The organism is Polyangium sp. 6x1, assembly GCF_029946515.1.
Taxonomy (GTDB): domain Bacteria; phylum Myxococcota_A; class Polyangia; order Polyangiales; family Polyangiaceae; genus Polyangium.
Genome location: NZ_JARZHH010000018.1, coordinates 64,029 through 85,492, shown reverse-complemented (window position 1 = coordinate 85,492; position 21,464 = coordinate 64,029). Strand labels below are relative to the sequence as shown.

Genomic DNA, 21,464 nt, shown 5'->3' with positions numbered 1-21,464 from the left:
GGCATTCACCCGGACAAACGCTGATCGGTCAGGCGTCGTGCCCGCCACGCGGGCGTTTTCGCAGCGGGGGTATGCTGCCGCCGCCGAACGACGCCTCGGCGCCCGGCTCGGCCGGCGCCTCGTGGCCCGTGCCATAGGCGCGCAGGAACGCGTCGACGTGCTCGTCGGCGAAGGTCTCCCAATCGAGCGGGCGCGCCGTCGTGCCGCCGAGCGAGTTTTGATGCAGGAGGACGACCAAGGGCGGCGCGACCAGCAGGAGCGCCATTTGCCGCACGTCGCCCGCGCGTAGCTCGCCGCGCGCCACGTGCCGGGCGAGCCGCGCCTCCACGGATTCGAGCGTCGGATCGAGCACCTCGCCGAGGTATCTCGGCCCGAGCGTGGGCTCGCGCAGGCCGCAGGCGAGGCCGATCGCGTGCACCTCCTCGACACCGCCCCGGAAGCCGATCTCCAGATAAGCCAAAAACGTCCGGAGCGACGCGCGCACGGGCAAGAGCGGCCCCGTGGCGACCTCCAGCATGTACCTCTGCCCGCGCTCGTGCCAATGCGACAGCACGGCCGAGACCACGCCCTCGCGCGACCCGAAATAATGCCGGAGCGTCGCGACGCTCACCCCCGCGGCCGCCGCCATTTCGCGGAAGCTCGCCCGCGGGCCGTCGGGCGCCGAGAGCCGCTTTTGCACGGCCGCGACGAGCGACGCGCGCGTCGCCTCGAAGTCCGGATTGCGTGAGCCTGCGGGCCTGCCCATCTCGTCGTCTGGTACTCCAATCCATCCGCCAGTTCAAGCATCCGACGCCGCCCCTGCGTGGGCCCGGCGCGGCCGGCGCGATCACCACCTGACTTTTATTATAATTCATGATCTACACAACGGAAACGCCCCTACGGATCTTCACGGGACGGGAGGCCCCGTCCGAGCGTCCGATGTCGCCTTCGATCGATCCGATGCGGTCCCTCATGTCCGCGCCGGGGCCTGGTACGTCGTTCCCGCAGTCTCCACGGTCGAGGGCTTGACAACTTGCTCCAAGTTTCTTAGAACATGTGATGTAGCAAAAGAGCGGGAGGCAACCGTGTTCGAGAGCTTCGCGAACGTCTGGACTCCGGTCATCCTGGCCAAAGAGCTCGGGAAGAAGCCGCTTTCGGTGAAGGTCGCCGGCGAGACGCTCGCCCTCTTCCGCGACGGAAAGGGCGGCGTCGGCGCGCTCCTCGATCGATGCCCGCACCGCGGCGTCGCGCTCTCGCTCGGCCAGGTCGACGCGGACGGCTGCCTCGCCTGTCCTTTTCACGGCTGGTCGTTCCAGAAAGACGGCGGCTGCGCGAAGATCCCGCTGAACCAGGTGCCGCCGGAGAAACGCGCTCGGTATGGCGCGACGCCCGTGCCCGTGCGCGAGGTCGGCCGCCTCATCTGGGTCTTCACGGGGCCCGATCCCGCCGGCACGGAGCCCGAGCCGCCGCCCGCGCTGGTCGAGGAGGGCTGGCACGTCGGGTTCACCCAGGAGGTCTGGAAGACCCACTGGACGCGGGCCATGGAGAACATGCTCGATACGCCCCACCTGCCGTACATCCATCGCAAGAGCATCGGCCGCGACATCCGAAAAAAGCTCCGGCCGGACACGACCCTGGAGATGCGCATCGAGCCCGCCCCCTTCGGCGGCCTGGTTTACTCGAAATGGGACTTCGAGGCGAACGAGAGGCAGATCTTGAAGTGGCGCAAGCCGAACGCGATGGAGCTCGTGCTCCTCGACGAGCCGAAACGCCGGATGCGCCTGGCCATCTATTGCATTCCGATCGACGAGGGGCACACGAAGATGGTGCTGTCCTCGGCGCGGACGTTCTTCGGCTCGGAGGCGCTCACGTGGATCGCCACGAAGTTCAACAACATCCTCGCCGAGGATCGCGAGGTGCTCGAGACCTCGAACCCGCCCGAGGTGCCGCCGCCGGGTGAGGAGCCGTCCGTCGCGACCGACGCGCCGACGTTGTTTTTCCGCAAGTATTACTTCCGCGAGCTGCGCGGCTCGACGACGACGCTCGTGCCCACGGGCCGGCTCGTCCGCAAGGCCGGCGCCCCGCAGCCGGAAACCGAGGAGGCGGGCATGCCCGACGGCGCCGCCGTCGTCCACTGACATCGGCCGCACATTCTTCATGTCCAGGGCGCCCGGAATGCGCTATCTCCCGGGCTGCCCGTGAGCCCGCCTGCCCTCGAACAAACGAATCCGCTCCGCCGCGCCACCATCCCGCATTTGCCCGCGCTCGACGGCCTGCGAGGGCTCGCCGTGCTCGGCGTGCTCCTGTTCCACGATGGAAGGCTGGACGGTGGGTATCTCGGGGTCGACCTGTTCTTCGTCCTGTCCGGATACCTCATCCACTCGCTCCTGCTCGCGGAGTGGAGCAAGGCCGGGACCATCGATCTCAAGGCTTTCTGGGTTCGCCGCGCGCGCCGTCTCTTCCCGGCGCTCCTCGCGCTCCTGCCGGTGGTCGCGCTGTATGCGCATCAGCTCGCGAAGCCCGAAGAGATCGATCGCATCCGCAAGGACGGGCTCGCCACGCTGGCCTACGTGGCGAACTGGCGCGCGATTTTCTCGGGGCGGAGCTACTGGGACATGTTCCAGGTGCCGTCGCCGCTCGAGCATACCTGGAGCCTCGCGATCGAGGAGCAATTCTACGTCGTCTGGCCGCTGCTCGCGTTCGGCGTGCTCTACCTGTCGCGGGGCTCGCGGCGGGTGATGCTCGCCGTGTCGCTCGGGCTCGCGGTGGTGTCGGGCGCGCTCATGGTTTGGCTGGGCAACCGGACGGACACGTCGCGGGCCTACATGGGCACCGATACGCGCGGCGTGGCCATCCTGCTCGGCGCGTCGCTCGCGTGCCTGATGGCCGAGCGCGGCACGTCGAAGCGGAAGGCCGTGGTGCGGACGCTCGATGGGCTCGGCCTCGTCGCAGCGCTCGCGCTCGCGTTTGCCTGGGTGAAGCTCGACGGGCAGAGCCCGCTGCTTTATCGCGGAGGGTTTCTCGCGACGGAGCTCTGCGTGCTCGTGCTCATCGTCTGCGCGGCGCACGGCGAAGAGAGCCTCGTGGCGCGGGCGCTCGCGTTCCGCCCGGTCGCGTGGGTGGGCCTCGTGAGCTACGGGCTCTACCTCTGGCACTGGCCAATCTACGTGGTGCTGCGGCCGGAGCGAATTGGTTTGTCCGGGATCGGTCTCTCGGCGCTCCGGTATGCGACGACGTTCGCGGTGGCGTTGATTTCCTACCACTTCCTGGAGCAGCCGATCCGCAAGCGCGGCGCGCCGTTCGGGCAGCCGGCGCTCGTGCTCTCGTCGTCGGTCGCGCTCTGCCTCGGCGCGCTGCTCATGGGCACGCAGCATCGAGCGACGATGCGGATCGGGCTGCAGCTCTTGCCGTGGCCGGTGCCCGAGAATGCGGTGAAGATCCTGGTCGTCGGCGACTCCGCTGCGCAATCGCTCGGCGAGCGGATGCATGCGGTGCAGTCCGGCACGGGGACGATCGTGATCGAAAAGGGCACGCCCGATTGCAGCATCATGGAGGGCCGGCGGCCGGCGCGGTCCTTGACGAACGTGCCTCACGACGGAGGGCCCTGCGACGCGCGGTGGGCGAGCCATGCGGATGAGCTCCACCCCGACGTGACGCTCGTGCTGCTCGGCGGTGGTTTTTACGCGCGCGTGGAGATCGACGGCCGCTGGCAACGTATCTGCGATCCAGCCTGGGACGCGGCGTATGCCGAGGTGCTCGGGGACCAACTTGCAATGCTCGCCGGCAAGACCGGCCGGCTGTACGTCGCGCGCGTGCCGCCGCCAGTGGGCGGCTGGGACAAACCGGAGCTCAAAGGGCAGGTCGCTTGTTTCAACCGGCTCATCGAGAAGGCGGCAGAGCGCGACCAACGCATCCGCGTGCTCGACCTCGCAGAACGGCTCTGCCCCGGTGGGCCCTGCGCGCTCGAAAGCCAAGGCGAGCCGATCCGGCCGGACGGGATGCATTTCGGGGGCCCAGGGGCGAAGGAGATCGCGCGATGGGTGATCGAGCAGGTCAAAGAACCGCGGCCCTAGGACTTCTGCTCGCCCTCGCCGGATGCGCAGGCACCCCGCCGCCTGTCGCGAAAGGCCCTGCCGCGCCCCCTCCTCCGGCGCCGCTCACACAAGCGCGAATCCAGGCGCTCGTCGCCGAGGTCGCGCACCTGCGCGGATTGCCGCAGCGCGCGCCCGTGCCGGTCTATCTGCTCGACGAGCCGGCGTTCCTCGCGGCGCTGCGCGAGCGAGCCGAGCGGAAAGCGGCGGCCGAGAACGAGGCGCGCACGGCATTCCATCTCGCGTTCGATCTCCTGCCCGATGGAAAGCCCGGCGCCTCGCCGCCGAGCACGACGAGCGAGGTGCTCGAAGAGCAGGTGCGCGGGTTTTACGATCACGAGCAGCGGATCATCGTGGTGCGCGCGTCCCGGCCGCGCACCGAGGCCGAGGCCGAGAAGGAGCGGGCGATCCTCGCGCACGAGATCGAGCACGCGCTTCAGGATCAGAGCTTCGGGCGGCCGGACGCGGAGAAGCGGGCGACGATGGGCGCGGACGAGTTTCTCGCGTACGGATCGCTGCTCGAAGGCGACGCGATGCTCACGATGTTCGCGTACCTCGCGTCGGAGCGCGGCGTGCCGTTTCAAAGAATGGTGCGGCGGGCGGCCGACATCATGCGCGACGTGCCGGCCGAGCGGTTCGTCGCGGGCGACGGGGACGCGGCCCTGTTTCGCGCTTTGCCGATCGTGCGCGAGCGGCTCCTCTTCCGGTATCACGCCGGGACGGCCATGGTCGCGGAGCTTTATCGCGCTGGCGGGCTCGATCTCGTCAATCGAATGTTCGCGTCGCCGCCGGTCTCGACCGAGCAGGTGATCCACCCCGAAAAATACCTCGCGGGCGAACGGCCGGTCGTGCTGGCCGCGCCGCGGGCGCCCCAGGGATACCGGACGCTCGACGAAGGGACGCTCGGCGAGCTGGAGACGCGCGTCGTGCTCGATCGATGCTCGCCGTCCTCCGCGGCGGCGGCCGCGGGCTGGGGCGGCGATCGGTACACGCTGGTCGCTGCGCCGAACGGCGGCGTGGGGCTGCTCTGGAGCACGGCGTGGGATTCGGAGAGCGACGCGGCCGAGTTTGTCGAGGCGATCCAATCGCGGCCCGGTTGCCTGCGCGCGCTGTCGCTCGGGGGCACGTCGATCGAAAACGGAATCGTGGTGCGCGCCGAAAAAACCCGCGTGGCCGTGGTGCGTGGTTTGGCAGGGCCGCTCGCCGAGGCGGCGGCGAAGCAGATCCTCGACGCGCCGATCGCCGCGCCCGCGAGCCCACCCGTGGCGCTGCCGTACCGGCTCCTGCCGCGCGCGCCCTTGCCGCAGCGCGAGCGCGGGTACTTCATCGGTCACGATTATTTCAGCCGATGGCTCGGCATCGCCGGGCAGATCCCGTTCGGCGTGAATGTCATGGTCGGCAACAAGGGGCTGGAGCTCCGGATCAGCCGCCCCGACGTGCTCGTCAGCGGGGCCCTGTTCGTCTCGGACCTCGTCACGACGCCGCGATTCCAGGAAAAACTCTTCGCCGAAGTCGCAGGCGGGCTCGAACAAGGCACGGAGGGAAAGCCCGTGGCGGCCGGGAAGACCGGACCCGTGGCGACGCCGCTCGGGGCCGGCGTCGAGCGGTGGTGGACGATCGGGGGGGATACGTCGATCTCGGTGCGCGCCGTGATGGTCCCGATCTGCGGCGGGACGGGGTCCCTCGTGTTCTTGCAATCGTTCAAGGACCCGACGGCGCAGAGGACGCTCGACGGGTGGCTTCAATCGTTCCGCTGGAACACGAACGAAAAACCACCCGTCTGCGAGGCGCTCGATCCGCGCTGAGGCGGCTATTTCTTTTTCGATTCTTCGTGGAACGCGCGGAGCAGCTCCGCTTCGCGCTCGGGCGAGATGCCCGCGCGGCGCTTGTCCTTTCGCTCCGGGGGCAATGCATTGAACCAGGCGAGCAGGTCCACCATCGTCGTGTCGATCGGGCGGAACGTGAGGCCCGCCTTGCGCGCACGGTCGACGTTGACACGGTGGAAACCCGCCGTCTCGCCCTCGGCCGGCGCCCAGATCGGCAGATCGATCGGCTCGCCGCCGCCCGATTCTTTCGACTTGAGCCACGAGGGCGGGACCCAGGTGAGCTCGAGGTCGCTCTTCGGCGAGGCGGCCTTCTTGCTGGCCTCGATCACGCCGCCCATCGTGAGCGGCGCGCCGGGGCCCGTCGCATTGAAGACGCCGTTCGTGCCGTCCGCGACGAGCTTGACGAGCCACTCGGCGAGGTCGCGGACGTCGATCACCTGAATGGGGTCGTTCGGCGAGCCGGGGACGAGCATCTCGCCGCCCTTCGCGACGCGGAGCGGCCAGTACGTGAATCGATCCGTGCCGTCGCCCGGCCCGACGATGTACCCGGGCCGCACATTCGCGACGCGGCCCGGCATGGCCTTCTCGGCGGCCTGCTCGCAGAGCGCCTTCAAGGGGCCGTAATTCTCGAATTCCTTGCCCATCGTCTCGACGGTGGGATCGGACATGGTGCCGACCGCCGCGGTCTCGTCCATGTTCGGCGTCGCGTTGTCCTTGTAGACCGAGATGCTGGAGATGAAGATGTATTGCTTGACGTTCTTCGCAAGCAGCTCGGCCGAGGCGCGGACGATACGCGGGACGTAGCCCGAGGTGTCGATGACCGCGTCGAAGCTCCGGCCTTCGAGGGCCTTGAGGCCCTCGTCCTTGTTCGGGTCGCGGTTGCCGCGTAGCTTCTCGATGTCGGGGAAGAGCTCGGGGCGGGTCTTTCCGCGATTGAAGAGGGTGATCGCAAACCCGCGCGCCCGCGCCGCGTCGACGACGGCGGGCCCGACGAACCCCGTGCCGCCGAGGATCAGCAGGCTCTTTTTCTGGTTCGTCGGGGGCGGAGGTGCCGCGCCCGCGGCCCCCGCAGGATCGACGGGAGGCGTGGGCGGTTGGGACGCGCAGCCGAAGGTCGTGGACGCGGCCGCGGCGAGCGAGCCGACGAGGAAGGAGCGACGTTTGATCATGGCGAGGGATGGACGACGGCGACGGAGGGTTGTGAACGACGATCGCGACGAGAGCGATCAGCCGTCGGCGTTGATCCGGGCGATGAGGGTCTTCAGCACCTCGTCGGCCTTGTCGTTGTCGATCTGGCAGGTGCCGGCCGCCTCGTGGCCGCCGCCGCCGTATTCGAGCATGAGGGTGCCGACGTTCGTCTTGCTGCTGCGGTCGAGGATCGATTTGCCGGTGGCGAAGACGGTGTTCTGCTTCTTGAGGCCCCACATCACGTGGATCGAGATGTTGGTCTCGGGGTGGAGCGCATAGATCATGAACCGGTTGCCCGCCCAGATCGTCTCCTCGTTCCGGAGGTCGAGCACGACGAGGTTCTTGTGCACCGTCGAGCAGCGAGCGATCTGCTCCTTGAAGCGCGCTTCGTGCTCGAAATACATGTCGACGCGCTCCTTGACGTCCGGCATCTGGAGGATCTCGTCGACCGAAAGCTCCAGACACGCGTCGATGAGGCGCATCATGAGGTCGTAGTTCGAGATGCGGAACTGCCGGAATCGGCCGAGGCCGGTGCGCGCATCCATGAGGTAGTTGAGCAGGACCCAGCCCTTCGGCGAGAGGATCTCGTCGCGGGAGAACTGCGCGGCGTCGGCCTTGTCGACGGCCTCCATCATCTCGTCGGGGATGTCGGCGAACCGCTCTTTGCCGCCGTAATGGCGCCAGACGACGCGCGCGGCGGAGGGGGCGTGGGGGTCGATGATGTGGTTGTCGCGCTTGCCGACCCGTTGCGTCTCGCTCGCGTGGTGATCGAAGGCAAGGTGGACGCCCTCGACGTAGGGGAGGTTCGTCGTGATGTCCCGCTCGGTGACGGGGACCTTGCCGTCCTGCATGTCCTTCGGGTGGACGAACTTGATTTCGTCGAGGATGCCGAGCTTCTTCAAGAGGACGGCGCATACGAGGCCGTCGAAGTCGCTCCGCGTCACCAGCCGGTACTTTTCCGCCATGATCTCTCCTCCGGACCGCTTTTCGCGCCGGAGGATACCCGAGGCTGCGCGCGCGGGGAAGCCCCGAGGATCAGGGGACCTTGTTACTATTGCCACACCAGGGCTCGGCGCTCGCCGTGGAGAGGACGACCTCGCCCGAGCCGGCTGTGAGGTCGACCATGCCCTCCCAGACGAGCGTGACCGGCGGCTCGTCGTCCGTCACGTTGCGCATGATGCGCAGCGATATCGTGGAGCTCTCGACGGGCTTGATGTCGGCCGCATAATCGAAGACGCACATGCAGCCGCAGCGCGCCTCGTCGCCGGTCTCGAGTTTTTCCGGGGCGTCGGTCTGCGTGACGACGTGGACGCCGTTCTCGACGGCGACGGCGAGCGAGTGCTCGCCGCAGCAATTGAGCTGAATGCGCGCGTCGAGCAGGCCGAGCGTGCGCGTCTCGGGGTCGTAATTCCAGAGGAGGCGCTCGGCCTCGCAATACGTGGCCGGGGCGGGGGAAGGCGGGATCTTCGCGCCCTCGGAGCTGCCGAGGAAGCCGCCGCACGTGCTGATCGAGGGCGAGACGTCGAGCGAAGAGGCGGGAGGCGTGTTTTCGCTCCCGCTCGAGCCTTCGCCGCCGCTGCAGGCGAGGAACGAGGTCGCCGAAAGGATCAGAATTCCAAGGATACCAAGCATTTTCATCGTATGTCTCCAGATCAAGCGGGCGCCTTCGTGCGGCGCCCATAACGAATGGACGCACGAGCGGGAGCGACACGTCAAGGCAGGCGCACGTGCTCCGCGGTAAAAAAGCGCGCTTGACGCGAACGCGAGGTCTGAGTACCGCCAGATATCGTGCACGCCGAAGATCCGATCTACCTCGACTACAACGCTTCGACGCCGCTCCTGCCCGAGGTGGTCGACGCCATGCTGCCCTGGCTGCGCGGCGGATTCGGCAATCCTTCGAGCAGCCACGTGTACGGGAGGCGCGCGCGGGCCGCGATCGAGGCCGCGCGCGCGGAGGTCGCGGCGCTCGTCGGATGCACGCCGGAAGAGCTCGTCTTCACGTCGGGCGGGACCGAGGCGAACAACCTGGCGATCCGAGGCGTGGCCGAGGCGCTGCCCGATCGAACGCAGCTGATCACGTCGTCGATCGAGCACCCGGCGACGTCGAAGCTCTGCGGATGGCTCGCGCGGCACGGGCATCGGGTCGATGTCGTGGGCGTCGACGCCGCGGGGCGGGTGCACGCGGACGAGGTCGCCGCGAAGCTCAGCGACGAGACGGGCGTGATCACGGTGATGCACGCGAACAACGAGACAGGCGTGATCCAGCCGATCGAGGAGATCTCGCGGGCGGCGTGGCGCGCGGGCGCGGTCGTGCACACGGACGCGGCGCAATCGGTGGGCAAGGTGCGAATCGACGTGGGCGAGCTCGGGGTGGATCTGCTGTCGATCGCCGGGCACAAGCTGTATGCGCCGAAGGGCGTGGGGGCGCTGTTCATCCGGAAAGACATGCCGATCGCGCCATTCATGCTGGGCGCGGGGCACGAGCGGGGGATCCGGCCCGGGACGGAGAACGTGCCGGCGATCGTGGGGCTCGGGGTCGCGGCAAAGGCGGCGATGCGAGACCTCGCGGCCGAGAGCGTGCGGGTGCACGTTTTACGGGACAAGCTGTTTGCGCTGCTCCGGGAGCGGGTGCCGGGGCTCGCGCTCAATGGGCATCCCGAGAAGCGATTGCCGAACACGCTGAACGTGCGGTTCCCCGGGGTGAGCGGGACGGCGCTGCTCGCGCAGGCGGAGGAGGTGGCGGCGTCGACGGGTTCGGCTTGCCACGACGGGCACGAGTCGGCATCCAGCGTGATCCTCGCAATGGGCGTGAAGCCGGAGGAGGCGATCGGATCGGTGCGATTGACGCTCGGGCGAGGGACGACGGAGGCGGAGATCACGCGGGCGGCCGAGGTGCTCGCGGCGGCGTGGGTGAAGCTCTCGCAATAGCCTCGTCAGTGCGGGACGCAATGCATGGAGTGCGCGTGGCCGAGCTCCTGCCTGCGGGCCGTGTCGAGGGAGGTCCCGAGCTTCGCGACGAGCGCCTCTTCCCGCCTGCAATAGGCCTTGTCGTACATGTTCGCATTCACGGCGAGGAGCGCCTTGACCGCGTCGCCGGGCTTCTGCTGCTGCAGGTAGAGCTCGGCGAGCGAGGCGACCATGGCGAGGGCATTCGTGCGGTCGTCGCCCCGGTCGCCGCTCGCTCGCCGGAAAAACTCGAATGCCTTGTCCGGCTGGCCGATGTCGGCGTACACGACGACCATCTTCGCGCGGCCCGGCGGAGCGAGCGAGGCCGCGCATTGCGCCCCCGGCTCCTTCGCGGCGCCGCCTTCGAGCTTCTTCAGCGCGGCGAGCGCGTCCGGGCCAGCGCCATTTTGATGGTGGACGTCGGCGAGGCGGAAGGTCGCCGCGAGCCACGCCGTGTTCGCCGGCGGGGGGTATTTCACGACCTCCATGTAGGACTGCTTCGCCAGAGCACTTTTCGACGGGTCCTTCTGGGCTTCCCGGAAAAACAGCTCGCCGAACGCGAAATAGACGAGCGGGATGTAGGGCGATTGCGGGTACTGCTGGATGAGCTTCAGGTACCCTTTCCTCGCCTCGTTCATTTTGCCCGATCGTTCGGCGGCGAGGGCCTCGGCATACAACGCGGCATCCGGGCCGGGCGCGACCTCGGGCAAACCCCGGCCTTCCCGCAGATGCTCGATGCAGGCGTCCACCGGCTCGGCGGCTCGCGCCTCCTCGGCCTCGGACGCCCCCTCCTCGGGTCCCGGCGCAGGCAACGGCGGCGCCGCCGGGCCCGCGCCGACCTCGACGACGGGCGCCTTCGCCGGCTCAGGGGATGCGGAAGGCCCGCCGCCACACGCAAAAAGAAGGACGGAGAGCGGGAGGAGGGCCGAGACGAGGGCGCGCATGGATTCGAGCCTAGAACATCGTCCCGCGGAGCGGAATGAGGTTTCAGGCGGGCGGGCGCTTCGGGGTCGGAGGCGGCTCGGCGAGGTCGAAGGGCGTGGGAGCGATTTCCTGGACGGAGAGGTCCGAATCGAAGAGCCAGGTGCGCACGACGGAGGCTTCGAGGTCGAGGAGGCCGAAGCTCGGGTCGTGATCGCGGTACAACGTGCCGGCGTTGATGAAGAGGCGATCCTCGATGGGGCGCACGAGCCGCCGGTGGGTATGACCATTGAGGACAAACCGCATCGAGGTCGTCCGGAGGAGACGCTGGAGCGACGGGTCGTGGCGAAGCCAGGTGTCCGCGTCCCACGGCTGCACGCCGGTCATGTCGTCCGCGCCGAGGCCGTGACAGAGCAAGATCGAGCCGGCGATCGTGGGGATTTCGACCATCGCCGGGAGGGACGCAATGTAGGCCCGCGCCGATTCGGAGACGCGATCGCGACCGTGCGCGTCGGGCAGGTCGCGCATGTCGTCCGCGAGAAACCACCGCTCGTGGTTGCCGCGCACCGTGACGACCCGGTGCGCGTGAAGCAAATCGACCACGCGCTCGAAGTCGCCCTTGCCGTCGATGATGTCGCCGACGCACGCGAGCTGCGAGGCGCCCTCGGCTTCGAGGACGTCGATGGCCCGCGCGAGCCGTTCGTCCTCGGCATGGACGTCACCCAGAAAACCGACGCGGCGCAGGGTCGTCACGGTCGTATCCTACACGACAGACCCCTCCGGCGCACACGGTCCGTCCTGGTTGAAACGTGAACGTTGCGCGTTGCGGCATACCCTGTCATTCTGGAGGCGATGCGGCAGCCGAGCCGAACGGCGAGGATGGTGGCGGCCCTCCGAGCGCGAGCGACGGAGCGGGAAACGCCGCTCTGCGACGATCCGTTCGCCCGCGCGCTCGCAGGTCCGCGCGGGTTCGAGGACGCGACGCGTTACGAGCAAGGGTATCCGCACATCGAGCTGTTCGTGGCGCTGCGCACGGCGCTGTTCGACCGGGAGACGCGGCGCTGGCTGTCGCGCGGCGTGAACCAGGTGGTGGTTCTCGGCGCCGGGCTCGATACCCGCGCGGCGCGGCTCGGGCAGAAGGGCGTGCGGTTCTTCGAGGTGGATCACCCGACGACGCAGGCGGACAAACTCGCGCGCGTCTCCGCGCTGCCCGGATATCCGTTCGAGAATGCGACGTACGTGCCTTGCGACTTCGCGGTGAACGATTTCGTGGAGCGGCTCGATTCGAGCGGGTTTCTCGCGGAAGACCCGGCGCTCCTGATCTGGGAAGGCGTGACGTATTACCTGGATGAACCGGCCGTACGAGCCACGCTGCGGCGCATCGCCGAAAAACTCCACCCGAGCTCGGTGATCCTCTTCGATCACGTGGGCAAACGCATGGGTCAGGGGGACGTGCGCGACCCGTCGTCGGTCGCGGCGCGCGACGGCGTCGCGGAGATGGGCGAGCCCGTGGTGTTCGGGATCGATCACGTGCTGCCGATGCTCTACGAGGAAGGATTTCGGCGCGCGCGCTGTGCGTCGTTCGACGAGGTCGCGCTGAACCTGACGGGGACGTACGACCGAGCGCGGACGTTCCGGTTTCAGCACGCGGTCGTGGCGAGCGTGGCCGAAGACGTGTCGGCGTGAACGTCAGCCGCTGTCCTTGATCACGGCCTGAAGCTGCTCGATGGAGCGGACGATCTCGGGCTCGCGCGTGGTGGGGACGTCGAGCCATGCGAGCGCCCGGCGCAGGTCGGTCCGCGCGAACATGCGGTAAATCTGCGATGATTCGAGGCCACTGCTCACGCCGAGCCGGCCGAGGACGCGGGCCGCGCGCGCATGCTCCATCGCGCTCAAGGCATTCGCGACCACCCGCGCGAAGATGGATTCGCTGAGGATCGCCGCGCGCGCGGCGCCCCCGCCCATCCGGCGAACGCGCTCGTCGAGGCGCTGGCGCTGGGCCGCCGTCGGCGCGCCGCCGCCCGTGGAGACGAGCAGGCGAGAGCGGCCGTGCAAGTGATGATGCGCCTCCCAGGCCTCGGTGTACGCGTTCCACTCGGCGTCGGTCGGAGGTGCGTCGGCGTGCACGAGCACCATGAGCTCGCCGAGCGTTCCGAACGCGAGCGTCTTCTTCATCGCGGCGCAAGATACCACGCGAGGCAGCGCTCGCCCGACGGCGCATTTCATGGCGCCTCGGCGCGCGACAACACCACGCGCCTCGGTCATCCTCCACGCGACGTGCCCCTGCCCTTCCTGCTCCCCGCTCCCGTGCTTTTCCTGATCGCCGCAGGCGTCGGAGCGATGTTCACGCTCAACGCGCTCCGGCCCGCCCGGAAGTTCTGGCCGCTGGTCGGCGCGGGGTTTTTCGCGTCGTGGCTGACCGGCGAGCTCGCGGCACACCACCTGTTCTGGCAAGCCGTCGCGACGGCGCTGTTCGTGTGGGCCGGCGGGCTCGATGGATGGCCCGGCTGGGTCGCGCTCTTCGTCGTGTCGCTGTCGTGGATCGGGCTCGTGCGCATCGTGATCGACGCACGCAAAGCGCGCGACGTGACGGAGTCGGCGCTCCGCGAGGGGCTCGGGACAACGTATCGAAGCGTGATCCCCGAGGAGATCGGCGCGCACGTCGACGAGCATTTTTCCCTGCGGCAGCGCCTGTTCCCGCTGCCGGTGCTCGACGGTCGCGTGGAGGTCGTGCGCGACGTCGTCTTCTCGCGCGTGGGCGGCGTGAAGCTGCGCCTCGACGTCTACCGGCCGCGCGGCAACACGAAGCCGCGGCCGACGGTGCTGTTCGTGCACGGCGGCGCGTGGGTGATCGGCAGCAAGGACGACCAGGGCAAACCCCTCGCGTACCGGCTCGCCGCGCACGGGTGGGTCGTGGTGTCGGCGAACTACCGGCTCTCGCCGCGCTTCACGTTCCCCGATCACCTGATCGACGTGAAGAGCGCGATCCGCTGGATCCGCGAGCACGGCAAGGAGCACGGGGCGGACCCGAGCTTCCTCGTGATCACGGGCGGCTCGGCGGGCGGTCACCTCGCGGCGCTCGCCGCGCTCACGCCGAACGACCCGCGCTACCAGCCGGGCTTCGAGGACGTGGACACGCGCGTGCAAGCCTGCGTGCCGTTCTACGGGGTCTACGACTTCACGGACCGGCGCGGGATCTGGCGGGGCACGCTGCTGCGCACGATCCTCGAAAAGAGCGTGATGAAGAAGGGGCTCGACGAGGAGCGCGCGGCGTTCGACGCGGCCTCGCCGATGAGCCAGGTGCGGAGCGACGCGCCGCCGTTCTTCGTGGTGCACGGCGAGCGCGACTCGCTCGTGCCCGTGCAGGAGGCGCGGCTCTTCGTGGAGCTGCTCCGCAAAGGGAGCCGCGCGCCGGTGCTCTACGCGGAGCTGCCGGGCGCGCAGCACGCCTTCGAGGTGTTTCCCTCGGAGCGCACGGGGCATGCGCTCGCCGCGGTGGAGCGGTTCCTCGCGTACCAGTGGGCGCAGCATCGCCGCGAGGTCGCGGGCGCGGAGCGCGCCGAGGTCATGCGCGCGCCGGACACGCTCGGCGAGGCCGAGGGCGTGACGTCGGTTGCGTAGGCGCGCCGAACCCATTCGGCGCGGCGAGATCGCGCAGCGAGCTCGCCTCGGGGGGTGAATCGGCCGGGCTTTGCCCGGACGAGAGGGGGACGCGAGGCGTCCCCCTCGGGACTAGAGCGTCGCGGCGACGATCTCGTCGAGCGAGGCCTCGTCCACGAGGCCCGTCATGTACCGAACGACGCGGCCCTCGCGATCGATGACCACGAGGCTCGGCAGGTTCTGCACGTCGTACGCTTCGGCTGCCGCCTGACCCGCGTCGATCACGATCGGATACGAGAGTCCCTTTTTTTCCGCGTAGCTCTTCGCCTTCGCCGGCGGATCGTGCGCGTTCACGCCGAGCACGATGAGGCCCTGCTTCTCGTAACGGCGCGCGATGCGGTCGAGGATCGGCGCCTGCGCGGCGCAAGGGCCACACCAGGTCGCCCAGAAGTCCAGGACCACCGGGTGGCCCTTGAGGCTCTCGAGCTGCATGCGCGCCCCGGGATCGCCGTTCGCCGCGACCGCGAAGACCGCGTCCGGCGCCGGCTTGCCCTCGAACGGGCTCCCCCCGCCGACGACGCGGGGCAAGAGAGAAAGCACCCCGAGCGCGCCCAGGCCCAGAAGGCCCGCAAACACCCAGGAGCGAAGCTTGCCGTCGGAGGGGCCGGAGGCGGGCGGAGGCACCCGTTCTCCTTAGCAAGTTCTTTGCGGCTGCGCCCGAAAGGCGTCCCCTGGTATGTTCGGTCCCCGCAAAGCGGCGCCGCCGCTCCGCCGGTCGCACGAGAGCGACGCGGGGAGGAACCATGCTCGATCGTCCGAACGCACAGCCCGAACCGTCTCCTCTTCCCAACGGAAAAAAGCCTCCTCCCCGGGGGATCGAGAGGCCCATCAAGCGCAGGCTCCGCACGCCCGATCGGCTCGACCTCGCGAAGTGGCCGCCCGACGATGACGATCTGCCCGGCGGCGCGCCCGGCGGCGGAGGCGCCGTGCCGCCCGCGCCCGCAGGCGGCGGCGGCGCAGACTTCGGCGACGGCGACTTCAAGAAGGGTCGCTTCAATCCCGTCACGATCATCGTGGCGTTGCTCATCGTCGCCGGCGGCGCGGCCGCGCTCTTCTTCGGCATCAAGCAGGGCCAGGAGAAGATGACGGTCGAGCAGGTCGTCAAGGAGAAGAAGAACATCTTCGTCCTGCCCGTGAAGGATCAGCTTCCGCGCTGGCGCACGTGGGCCGCGAACCCGAACGAGTGGGCCTTGCAGCAAGAGGCGCTGATCCAGCTCGCCTACGCCGAGGATCCCGAGGGCGTGACGCACGCGATCAAGGCGCTCGAGCAGCCCGATCACCGCGTGAAGGGCGTCGCCGCGCAGGTGCTCGCCTCCTACGGATCGCCGAAGGGCGACGCCGGCAAGGCCGCGCTGCTCGCCGCGCTCAAGGAGGCCGACGACAGCGACAAGCCGCAGATCGTCTGGGCCCTCGTCACGCTGAAGGAGCCGCAGGTCTTCAAGGACGCGATGGACCAGTACAGGAAGGGCTTCCTGTCGAAGGTCGAGCGCCTCGGCGGCGGCACCGCGTTCGATCCGGAGAAGCTCGCGGGCCTCGTGTCGCTCGACGAGTTCGCCAAGCTCGCGGGCGATCAGAGCCCGTCGGTGCGTCAGCTCGTGGCCACGCTGCTCTCGCGCGACGCGAGCCCGAAGTGGACGCAGACGCTCATCCAGCTCGTGAAGGATCCCGACTCCGAGGTCGGCCGCGAGGCCGCCACGGGCCTCGGCAAGATCGGCGACGAGACCGCGCGCGCGCCATTGCTCTCGGCGCTCAGCAACGCAAGCTCGGAGAACCGGCAGAAGTTCCTGGAAGCGCTGCGCGACGGCATCGGCGGCGAGGGCCTCGTGCTCGCGCTCGGCAGCGTGAAGAAGGATCCTCCCGAGAAGGAGTGGTTCGAGACGAAGCAGCTCTTCGACATGATGAAGGACGTCGCCGATCCACGCCTCGGTGACTCGCTCGTGAAGTGGCTCGACGGCTCGAAGCCCACGCTGCACTGGCAGGGCGAGGCCGGCACGCGGCTCGCCGAGGTCGGCGACATCCGCGCGGCGAAGTACCTCGGCGAGCGCATGCGCGCCGATCCCTTGAAGCTCTACGCGCAGGAGCGGTTCTGGGAGGCCGGCAAGGGCGGTCACCTCTCGAAGACGGATGAGCCGCGCGTGGTCGCGAGCCGCATGCTCGCGGACCTCGCGATGATCCACGCCGACAAGAAGGACGAGCTCAAGGCCGCGGCCGAGGACAGCGTGATCTTCTGGATCAAGGACCGCCCGCAGCCGCACGCGAACGGCCTGCGCTTCCTCTCCGCCGTGCAGAGCGAGAAGATCAAGAACGACCTGCGCGACTGGGCGTTCCCGAAGGAGCCGCTGCCGAAGGAGGGCGCGCAGCCTCCGTTCCCCGCGGCCTTCGAGACGGCGCAGAGCGCGCTCCGCTACGTCGGCCTGATGAAGGACGAGCCGTCGTTCCCGAAGCTGCTCGAGCAGTTCAAGCGCAAGCCCGACAAGAAGATGGACATCACGCAGGAGGCGCTGAACGGCGCGGGCCTGGCGATGCTCGGCATGGCGCTCCGCGCGGTGGCCTACGGCTCGGCGCAAGGCCTCGGGCAGTGGGGCGACACGAGGGCCGCGAAGCCGCTCATGGAGCTCATCGAGGACGAGTCGTGGCACGAGGAGGCCCGCAAGGCCGCCTGTGACGCGCTCGCGTGGTCCGCCGACGACAAGACGATGAGCGAGGTCGCGAAGAAGGCGAAGGAGTACGGGGCGAAGAAGGAGCCGCGCAAGCAGCTCATCGGCGCCTGCTACGCCGCGACGCTCTCGCTCAAGCCCGTGCCGTCGATCTCGCCGGAGCTCGCGGACCTGCTCACGCCCGACCTCGACATCGGCCTGCGCATGGCCTACGCCCACGCGATCGGCATCGGCGGCTTCGATCAGGCGACGGAGGCGAAGCTCTTCGAGAAGCTCCAGAACCCGGAGATCCGCAACGCCGCGGCGCTCGCGCTGATCCTCGGCGGCACGGCGGAGACGGCGGCCCGCACGGTCGCGATGTACGGCGACTTCGGCCCCGACGCGCTGAACGACCTGAAGGACCACTACTTCCGGGCGTTCGGCTACTGGTCGGACGAGGACTTCAAGCGCGGCAACCTCTACCGCTGGGTGGCGAACGCCGAGGCGATCGCGCGCATCAAGGTGGCGGACGTGCCGCAGGAGTGGTCGCGTCAGCGCCTGCAGGCGCAGTTCGAGAACCTCGACTTCGACAACGGCCCGCACTCCGAGACGCGCGTCGTCTTGCGCTACCGGCTCTGGCAGGACGCGAAGGCGGGCGACGCGGCGCGGAAGAAGGGCGCGATCCAGACGCTCAAGTTCATGAAGGAGCGCGGTGTCCTCATGGCGCTCCGTCAGGAGCAGGGCGAGACGGGCGAGATGGCGAGGAGGGCCTTCTTCGAGATCATGAACCCGAAGGCGCTCATCGCCGAGGACCTCTCGAAGCTGCAGCCGAAGGACAAGAACACGAAGGGCGACAAGCAGGACTGAGTCGCACCCGCTCGTGAGCCCGAGACCCCCTCTCATCCGCGTGATGGGAGGGGGTTTCGTGTTTCGAAGGGCTAGAACGCGACGGGGAGCGCTTCGAGCCCGCGCACGACGTACGTGGGGCGCCAGCGCAGGGTGTGCGGCGCGACGTCGAGGCGCAGATCGGGCAGCGTGCGCAGCAGCGTGGCGATCGCGATCTGGCCTTCGAGCCGCGCGAGCGGCGCGCCGAGGCAATAATGGATGCCCTGGCCGAAGGCGACGTGGCGGTTCGGGTCGCGCGTGAGGTCGAGTTTGTCCGGGTCCACGAACTGGGCGGGGTCGCGGTTCGCGGAGGCGAGGACCACGAGGACGAGCTCGCCGCGGGGGATCGTGACGCCGCCGAGCTCGATGTCCTCGCGGGCATACCGCTCGGTCGCCGTCTCGACGGGGTTCGTGAAGCGGAGCAGCTCCTCGATGGCCGATTTGAGCAGCGTGGGATCCTGGCGCAGGCGTTCGAGCTCGCGCGGGTGCTGGAGGAGCGCGAGCGTGCCGGAGGCGATGAGGTTCACCGTGGTCTCGTGCCCGGCGACGGTCAGAAGCACGATCATCGCGAGCAGCTCGTCCTCGCTGAGGTGGCTGCCCTCCTCTTCCGCTTGCACGAGGGCCGTCAGGAGATCGTTCCGGGGGCGCGCGCGCCTCTCGGCGATGAGCGCGCGCAGATGCCGCAGCATGAAATAAAATTGCGGGATCGCGAGCAGCATCTTCACGGGCGAGGTGGTCTCCATCATCGCCTTCGAGAAGCGATGGAACCGGGGGCGCGCCTCCTCGGGGATGCCGAGCAGCTCGGCGATCACGGTGAGCGGCAGCGGGAGCGCATAATCACGCACGAGGTCCATGCGTCCGCTCGCCGCGACCTTCGCGAGGAGATCGTCGGCGATTTGCTGCACGCGCTCGCGCATGTCCTCGACCACGCGCGGGGTGAATACCTGGTGCACGAGGTTGCGCAGGCGCCGGTGATCCGGCTCGTCGACGTCGAGCATGTTGCGCTCGAGGGGCTTCACGAAGCCCGGCACCCACGGCTGCTTCGCCTGTTGCTCCGCCGGCAGGGTGGTCTTGTCCTTGATGAAGCGCGGATCTTTGAGGACGGAGACGACGTCGTCGTATCGGGTGACGAGGTAGGCCGTGCGACCGTCCTCGATCTTCGTAGGATAGACGGCTGCTTCGGCCCGGATGCGGGCGTAAAAGGGAAATGGATTCGCCTTGAATCCGGGGTCCAGGAGGTTCACCGGCGCGGGGTGGCTCATCGTGGGTCTCCGAGCGTACCACGCGCACGGGACGCGAGCAGGCGGCGCCGGCGCGAGTGACAGGGGCGGACGAGCCGCATTTTGGGCTCGCCGCTCAGGAGGGGCGCATGCGTCGAAGGGCGCTCACGGGGTTTGATCTGCCTCGTCGATCCGACGCGTCCTGTTTCCCGGGATTTGTTCGCCCCTTCGTTGGGCCAGGAGCTCGTCACGGAGTTCCCGCAGACGTTCGAGGTGGTATTCGTAGAAATCCGTGAAGTCCTGCGTCGCCCTCGCCTCTTCGAGCCCTCGCTCGAGCTTTACGAGCAGGGGTTCGAGCACCGCGAGCCCCTCCTCGGGGTTCTCGTCGTAGCGACAGCACTCCGCGAAAAACCACGTCATCCTGCATTCGATGTCGATATCTGTGAAACCGAGGAGAACGCGTGCGTTCCAAGCGTCCCGACAGGTCTGGAAGGGTGGGTGCTTCGATTCTGTCAGCCTGATGATATCTTCGGCGATGCGACGCCTTGTTTCGAGCACGCCGAACTCACTGTCGCCCATGCGCGCCACGAACTCCGCCTCGAGCCGACAGTAATCGTCTACGGCCTCGGCGAAGCTGCGAGTCCGCTTCAAAGATTTAACCAAAAGAGCGCCGCTCACTTTTGCAAAATCCTGGAAAATATGTTCAATTCTTTCGTCTTCCGTCGTCATGTTCGTCCTACCGCGGCCATCCGGGCAACCAAGACTCGCAGGATCCGTAGCCGCGCGTCAGCGGAACTCTTGCGGGCCACTTCGCGAGCTCTTCATGGGGCACGCCTTTGCTATTGACATCCACGACCTGTCCGTCTTCGTCGACCGTCAACGCGACGTCGAACGTAAATTTCCCTCGGGGAAGGTCACCACCATACTCATCCACGCATTCTCGCAGCCGCTCCGCGGTCGCGTCCGGCACGCGTGGGCCCTCGCTCGCTTCCGGGTACGTGATCTTCGCCCCGCAGCCGAGCGGCACGAACGCCATCGTCGCGCAGCCGAGGAGCCCGAGGGACAGGAGGGTTCGCACACGCGGGGACATCATTGCCAGAATGCGACCAGGAACACCGGTCGCTGTCAACGCAGAGCGTGTTTACCCCCACAGTGCGTCCACACCCTTCTCCTCTTGCGCGCGCTTCTCCTCCTGTGGTCCCATGCCGCGCATGAGCAGCCCCTCATTCGATCCCATCCAGGGTAAGCAAGCCTTCGACGCGCTCCTGCCTCGCTACAAAGCGATGCCGGTGGATTCCCTCTCCGTCGTCAATGCTGACGCGGGCCTCGTCGCTGTCGCGGCTCTCGGGTTGTCCGCACGGGCGGGCGAGCCGAAGCTCCTCGCCCGCTACAAGAGCCTCCCCGCGAGCGAATTCGACGCGAGCCTCGTCGAGCTGCTCCCCACGGCCGCCTGGGCGTGCTGGTATGCCGCGACCGAGGATCAAAAGGCGCGCGCCCTCTCCACAGAGGCGAAGCTCCCGGTCGAGTTCGTGCAAAAGGCCCTCGCCATCGAGGCGCGCATGCAGGCCTGCTGCGAGTACCATTTGAATGATCACCCCGAGGTCGGCCCCTATCTCGCCATGTTGCGCGGGGGCACGGGCCACCGTGACCTCGCCGCGGATTTGCTCGGCTATGCCAGTGTGTATCGAGACCATTATGACGCGCTCTCCGCCGATACAAAGCACTTCCGTTCGACCGACGCCGACGACGCCGTGAAGGCCGCGGAGGAGATCCTCGCCACGCTGGGCGCACGGCTCGGCCCGGAGGCGCGTACGGCCGCCGATCATCTCGCCCGCGCGTTCACGCTCTTGCTCGATACCTACGAGGAAGTCGCCGCCGCCGGCCGGTGGCTCTTGCGCCACGAGCCCGCGCCGGAAAAGACCTTCCCCTCGCTCTTCAGCGTCGTTCGCTCCCGGGCAGGCGGCCGAGGCAAAAAAAAGCCCGAGCCCGCCCCGGCAGCAGCCACCGGAGGCTGAAAAACCCCACCCGGAGGGCGCGGACAGGCGCGCCGGGGCTCGAAAACCCCCTCCCAGGGGTCGTCGACAGGCGCCGGAGGGCTCCGAAACCCCCCTC

The 21,464-nt window shown here is 68.5% G+C and carries 19 protein-coding genes; 8 read left to right on the top strand and 11 right to left on the bottom strand.

The window, feature by feature from the left end; all coding sequences use genetic code 11:
- Window positions 1-28: 28 nt before the first annotated feature.
- Window positions 29-745 (bottom strand): TetR/AcrR family transcriptional regulator, encoded by a 717-nt coding sequence (locus tag QHF85_RS18870; protein ID WP_281328611.1) that lies wholly within the window; start codon window positions 743-745, stop codon window positions 29-31.
- Window positions 746-1,064: 319 nt separating this feature from the next.
- Here QHF85_RS18870 and QHF85_RS18865 point away from each other — a divergent pair, with 319 nt between their 5' ends.
- The 3 genes from QHF85_RS18865 to QHF85_RS18855 are packed head-to-tail and all read left to right on the top strand — an operon-like array spanning window position 1,065 to window position 5,875.
- The gene (locus QHF85_RS18865) at window positions 1,065-2,117 is read left to right on the top strand and encodes an aromatic ring-hydroxylating dioxygenase subunit alpha (RefSeq protein WP_281328610.1); all 1,053 of its coding nucleotides are present in this window, start codon (window positions 1,065-1,067) and stop codon (window positions 2,115-2,117) included.
- Between the two features lie 60 nt (window positions 2,118-2,177).
- On the top strand, window positions 2,178-4,052 hold the full coding sequence (locus tag QHF85_RS18860; RefSeq protein ID WP_281328609.1) for an acyltransferase family protein: 1,875 nt from the start codon (window positions 2,178-2,180) through the stop codon (window positions 4,050-4,052).
- The gene (locus tag QHF85_RS18855) at window positions 4,016-5,875 is read left to right on the top strand and encodes a hypothetical protein (RefSeq protein WP_281328608.1); all 1,860 of its coding nucleotides are present in this window, start codon (window positions 4,016-4,018) and stop codon (window positions 5,873-5,875) included. The genes QHF85_RS18860 and QHF85_RS18855 overlap by 37 nt, the downstream gene beginning before the upstream one ends.
- 5 nt (window positions 5,876-5,880) lie before the next feature.
- Here the strand turns inward: QHF85_RS18855 and QHF85_RS18850 are convergent, their stop codons facing one another.
- The 3 genes from QHF85_RS18850 to QHF85_RS18840 all read right to left on the bottom strand — a co-directional run bounded on the left by QHF85_RS18850 (window position 5,881) and on the right by QHF85_RS18840 (window position 8,722).
- The gene (locus tag QHF85_RS18850) at window positions 5,881-7,065 is read right to left on the bottom strand and encodes an NAD-dependent epimerase/dehydratase family protein (RefSeq protein WP_281328607.1); all 1,185 of its coding nucleotides are present in this window, start codon (window positions 7,063-7,065) and stop codon (window positions 5,881-5,883) included.
- 57 nt (window positions 7,066-7,122) lie between these two features.
- Complete coding sequence (locus QHF85_RS18845) at window positions 7,123-8,049, bottom strand: exopolyphosphatase (protein ID WP_281328606.1); 927 nt, start codon at window positions 8,047-8,049, stop codon at window positions 7,123-7,125.
- Between the two features lie 70 nt (window positions 8,050-8,119).
- On the bottom strand, window positions 8,120-8,722 hold the full coding sequence (locus QHF85_RS18840; RefSeq protein WP_281328605.1) for a hypothetical protein: 603 nt from the start codon (window positions 8,720-8,722) through the stop codon (window positions 8,120-8,122).
- A gap of 150 nt (window positions 8,723-8,872) precedes the next feature.
- Here QHF85_RS18840 and QHF85_RS18835 point away from each other — a divergent pair, with 150 nt between their 5' ends.
- Window positions 8,873-10,012 (top strand): cysteine desulfurase family protein, encoded by a 1,140-nt coding sequence (locus QHF85_RS18835; protein WP_281328604.1) that lies wholly within the window; start codon window positions 8,873-8,875, stop codon window positions 10,010-10,012.
- Between the two features lie 5 nt (window positions 10,013-10,017).
- Here the strand turns inward: QHF85_RS18835 and QHF85_RS18830 are convergent, their stop codons facing one another.
- Entirely contained in the window at window positions 10,018-10,974 is a 957-nt protein-coding gene (locus QHF85_RS18830; protein ID WP_281328603.1) for a tetratricopeptide repeat protein, read from the bottom strand.
- A gap of 43 nt (window positions 10,975-11,017) precedes the next feature.
- Complete coding sequence (locus QHF85_RS18825; protein WP_281328602.1) at window positions 11,018-11,704, bottom strand: metallophosphoesterase family protein; 687 nt, start codon at window positions 11,702-11,704, stop codon at window positions 11,018-11,020.
- Between the two features lie 126 nt (window positions 11,705-11,830).
- Here QHF85_RS18825 and QHF85_RS18820 point away from each other — a divergent pair, with 126 nt between their 5' ends.
- Window positions 11,831-12,637 (top strand): SAM-dependent methyltransferase, encoded by an 807-nt coding sequence (locus QHF85_RS18820; protein ID WP_281328601.1) that lies wholly within the window; start codon window positions 11,831-11,833, stop codon window positions 12,635-12,637.
- A 3-nt stretch (window positions 12,638-12,640) separates the two neighbouring features.
- On the opposite strand, the gene QHF85_RS18815 is transcribed toward QHF85_RS18820, so the two are convergent.
- On the bottom strand, window positions 12,641-13,126 hold the full coding sequence (locus QHF85_RS18815; protein WP_281328600.1) for a hypothetical protein: 486 nt from the start codon (window positions 13,124-13,126) through the stop codon (window positions 12,641-12,643).
- Between the two features lie 102 nt (window positions 13,127-13,228).
- Here QHF85_RS18815 and QHF85_RS18810 point away from each other — a divergent pair, with 102 nt between their 5' ends.
- On the top strand, window positions 13,229-14,572 hold the full coding sequence (locus QHF85_RS18810; protein WP_281328599.1) for an alpha/beta hydrolase fold domain-containing protein: 1,344 nt from the start codon (window positions 13,229-13,231) through the stop codon (window positions 14,570-14,572).
- 111 nt (window positions 14,573-14,683) lie between these two features.
- Here QHF85_RS18810 and QHF85_RS18805 read toward each other — a convergent pair whose 3' ends face one another.
- A complete protein-coding gene (locus tag QHF85_RS18805) occupies window positions 14,684-15,235 on the bottom strand; it encodes a TlpA disulfide reductase family protein (protein ID WP_281328598.1) in 552 nt (183 codons plus the stop codon).
- 119 nt (window positions 15,236-15,354) lie between these two features.
- Between QHF85_RS18805 and QHF85_RS18800 the strand changes: the two genes are divergently transcribed.
- The gene (locus tag QHF85_RS18800; RefSeq protein ID WP_281328597.1) at window positions 15,355-18,114 is read left to right on the top strand and encodes a HEAT repeat domain-containing protein; all 2,760 of its coding nucleotides are present in this window, start codon (window positions 15,355-15,357) and stop codon (window positions 18,112-18,114) included.
- Window positions 18,115-18,185: 71 nt separating this feature from the next.
- Here the strand turns inward: QHF85_RS18800 and QHF85_RS18795 are convergent, their stop codons facing one another.
- From QHF85_RS18795 to QHF85_RS18785, 3 genes are all read right to left on the bottom strand, one after another.
- A complete protein-coding gene (locus QHF85_RS18795) occupies window positions 18,186-19,394 on the bottom strand; it encodes a cytochrome P450 (RefSeq protein ID WP_281328596.1) in 1,209 nt (402 codons plus the stop codon).
- A gap of 123 nt (window positions 19,395-19,517) precedes the next feature.
- Window positions 19,518-20,081, bottom strand: coding sequence for a hypothetical protein (locus QHF85_RS18790; RefSeq protein WP_281328595.1), 564 nt, complete (start codon window positions 20,079-20,081; stop codon window positions 19,518-19,520).
- A gap of 7 nt (window positions 20,082-20,088) precedes the next feature.
- Window positions 20,089-20,430, bottom strand: coding sequence for a hypothetical protein (locus QHF85_RS18785; protein WP_281328594.1), 342 nt, complete (start codon window positions 20,428-20,430; stop codon window positions 20,089-20,091).
- A gap of 133 nt (window positions 20,431-20,563) precedes the next feature.
- On the opposite strand from QHF85_RS18785, the gene QHF85_RS18780 reads away from it, so the two are divergent.
- A complete protein-coding gene (locus QHF85_RS18780; RefSeq protein ID WP_281328593.1) occupies window positions 20,564-21,367 on the top strand; it encodes a hypothetical protein in 804 nt (267 codons plus the stop codon).
- Window positions 21,368-21,464 lie beyond the last annotated feature (97 nt).

Bases quoted from the DNA above. Each gene is read 5' to 3' on its own strand.
- QHF85_RS18870 (WP_281328611.1), bottom strand. From the start codon at position 745: ATGGGCAGGCCCGCAGGCTCACGCAATCCGGACTTCGAGGCGACGCGC.
- QHF85_RS18855 (WP_281328608.1), top strand. From the start codon at position 4,016: ATGGGTGATCGAGCAGGTCAAAGAACCGCGGCCCTAGGACTTCTGCTC.
- QHF85_RS18850 (WP_281328607.1), bottom strand. From the start codon at position 7,065: ATGATCAAACGTCGCTCCTTCCTCGTCGGCTCGCTCGCCGCGGCCGCG.
- QHF85_RS18845 (WP_281328606.1), bottom strand. From the start codon at position 8,049: ATGGCGGAAAAGTACCGGCTGGTGACGCGGAGCGACTTCGACGGCCTC.
- QHF85_RS18840 (WP_281328605.1), bottom strand. From the start codon at position 8,722: ATGAAAATGCTTGGTATCCTTGGAATTCTGATCCTTTCGGCGACCTCG.
- QHF85_RS18830 (WP_281328603.1), bottom strand. From the start codon at position 10,974: ATGCGCGCCCTCGTCTCGGCCCTCCTCCCGCTCTCCGTCCTTCTTTTT.
- QHF85_RS18820 (WP_281328601.1), top strand. From the start codon at position 11,831: ATGGTGGCGGCCCTCCGAGCGCGAGCGACGGAGCGGGAAACGCCGCTC.
- QHF85_RS18815 (WP_281328600.1), bottom strand. From the start codon at position 13,126: ATGAAGAAGACGCTCGCGTTCGGAACGCTCGGCGAGCTCATGGTGCTC.
- QHF85_RS18800 (WP_281328597.1), top strand. From the start codon at position 15,355: ATGCTCGATCGTCCGAACGCACAGCCCGAACCGTCTCCTCTTCCCAAC.
- QHF85_RS18795 (WP_281328596.1), bottom strand. From the start codon at position 19,394: ATGAGCCACCCCGCGCCGGTGAACCTCCTGGACCCCGGATTCAAGGCG.
- QHF85_RS18790 (WP_281328595.1), bottom strand. From the start codon at position 20,081: ATGACGACGGAAGACGAAAGAATTGAACATATTTTCCAGGATTTTGCA.
- QHF85_RS18780 (WP_281328593.1), top strand. From the start codon at position 20,564: ATGAGCAGCCCCTCATTCGATCCCATCCAGGGTAAGCAAGCCTTCGAC.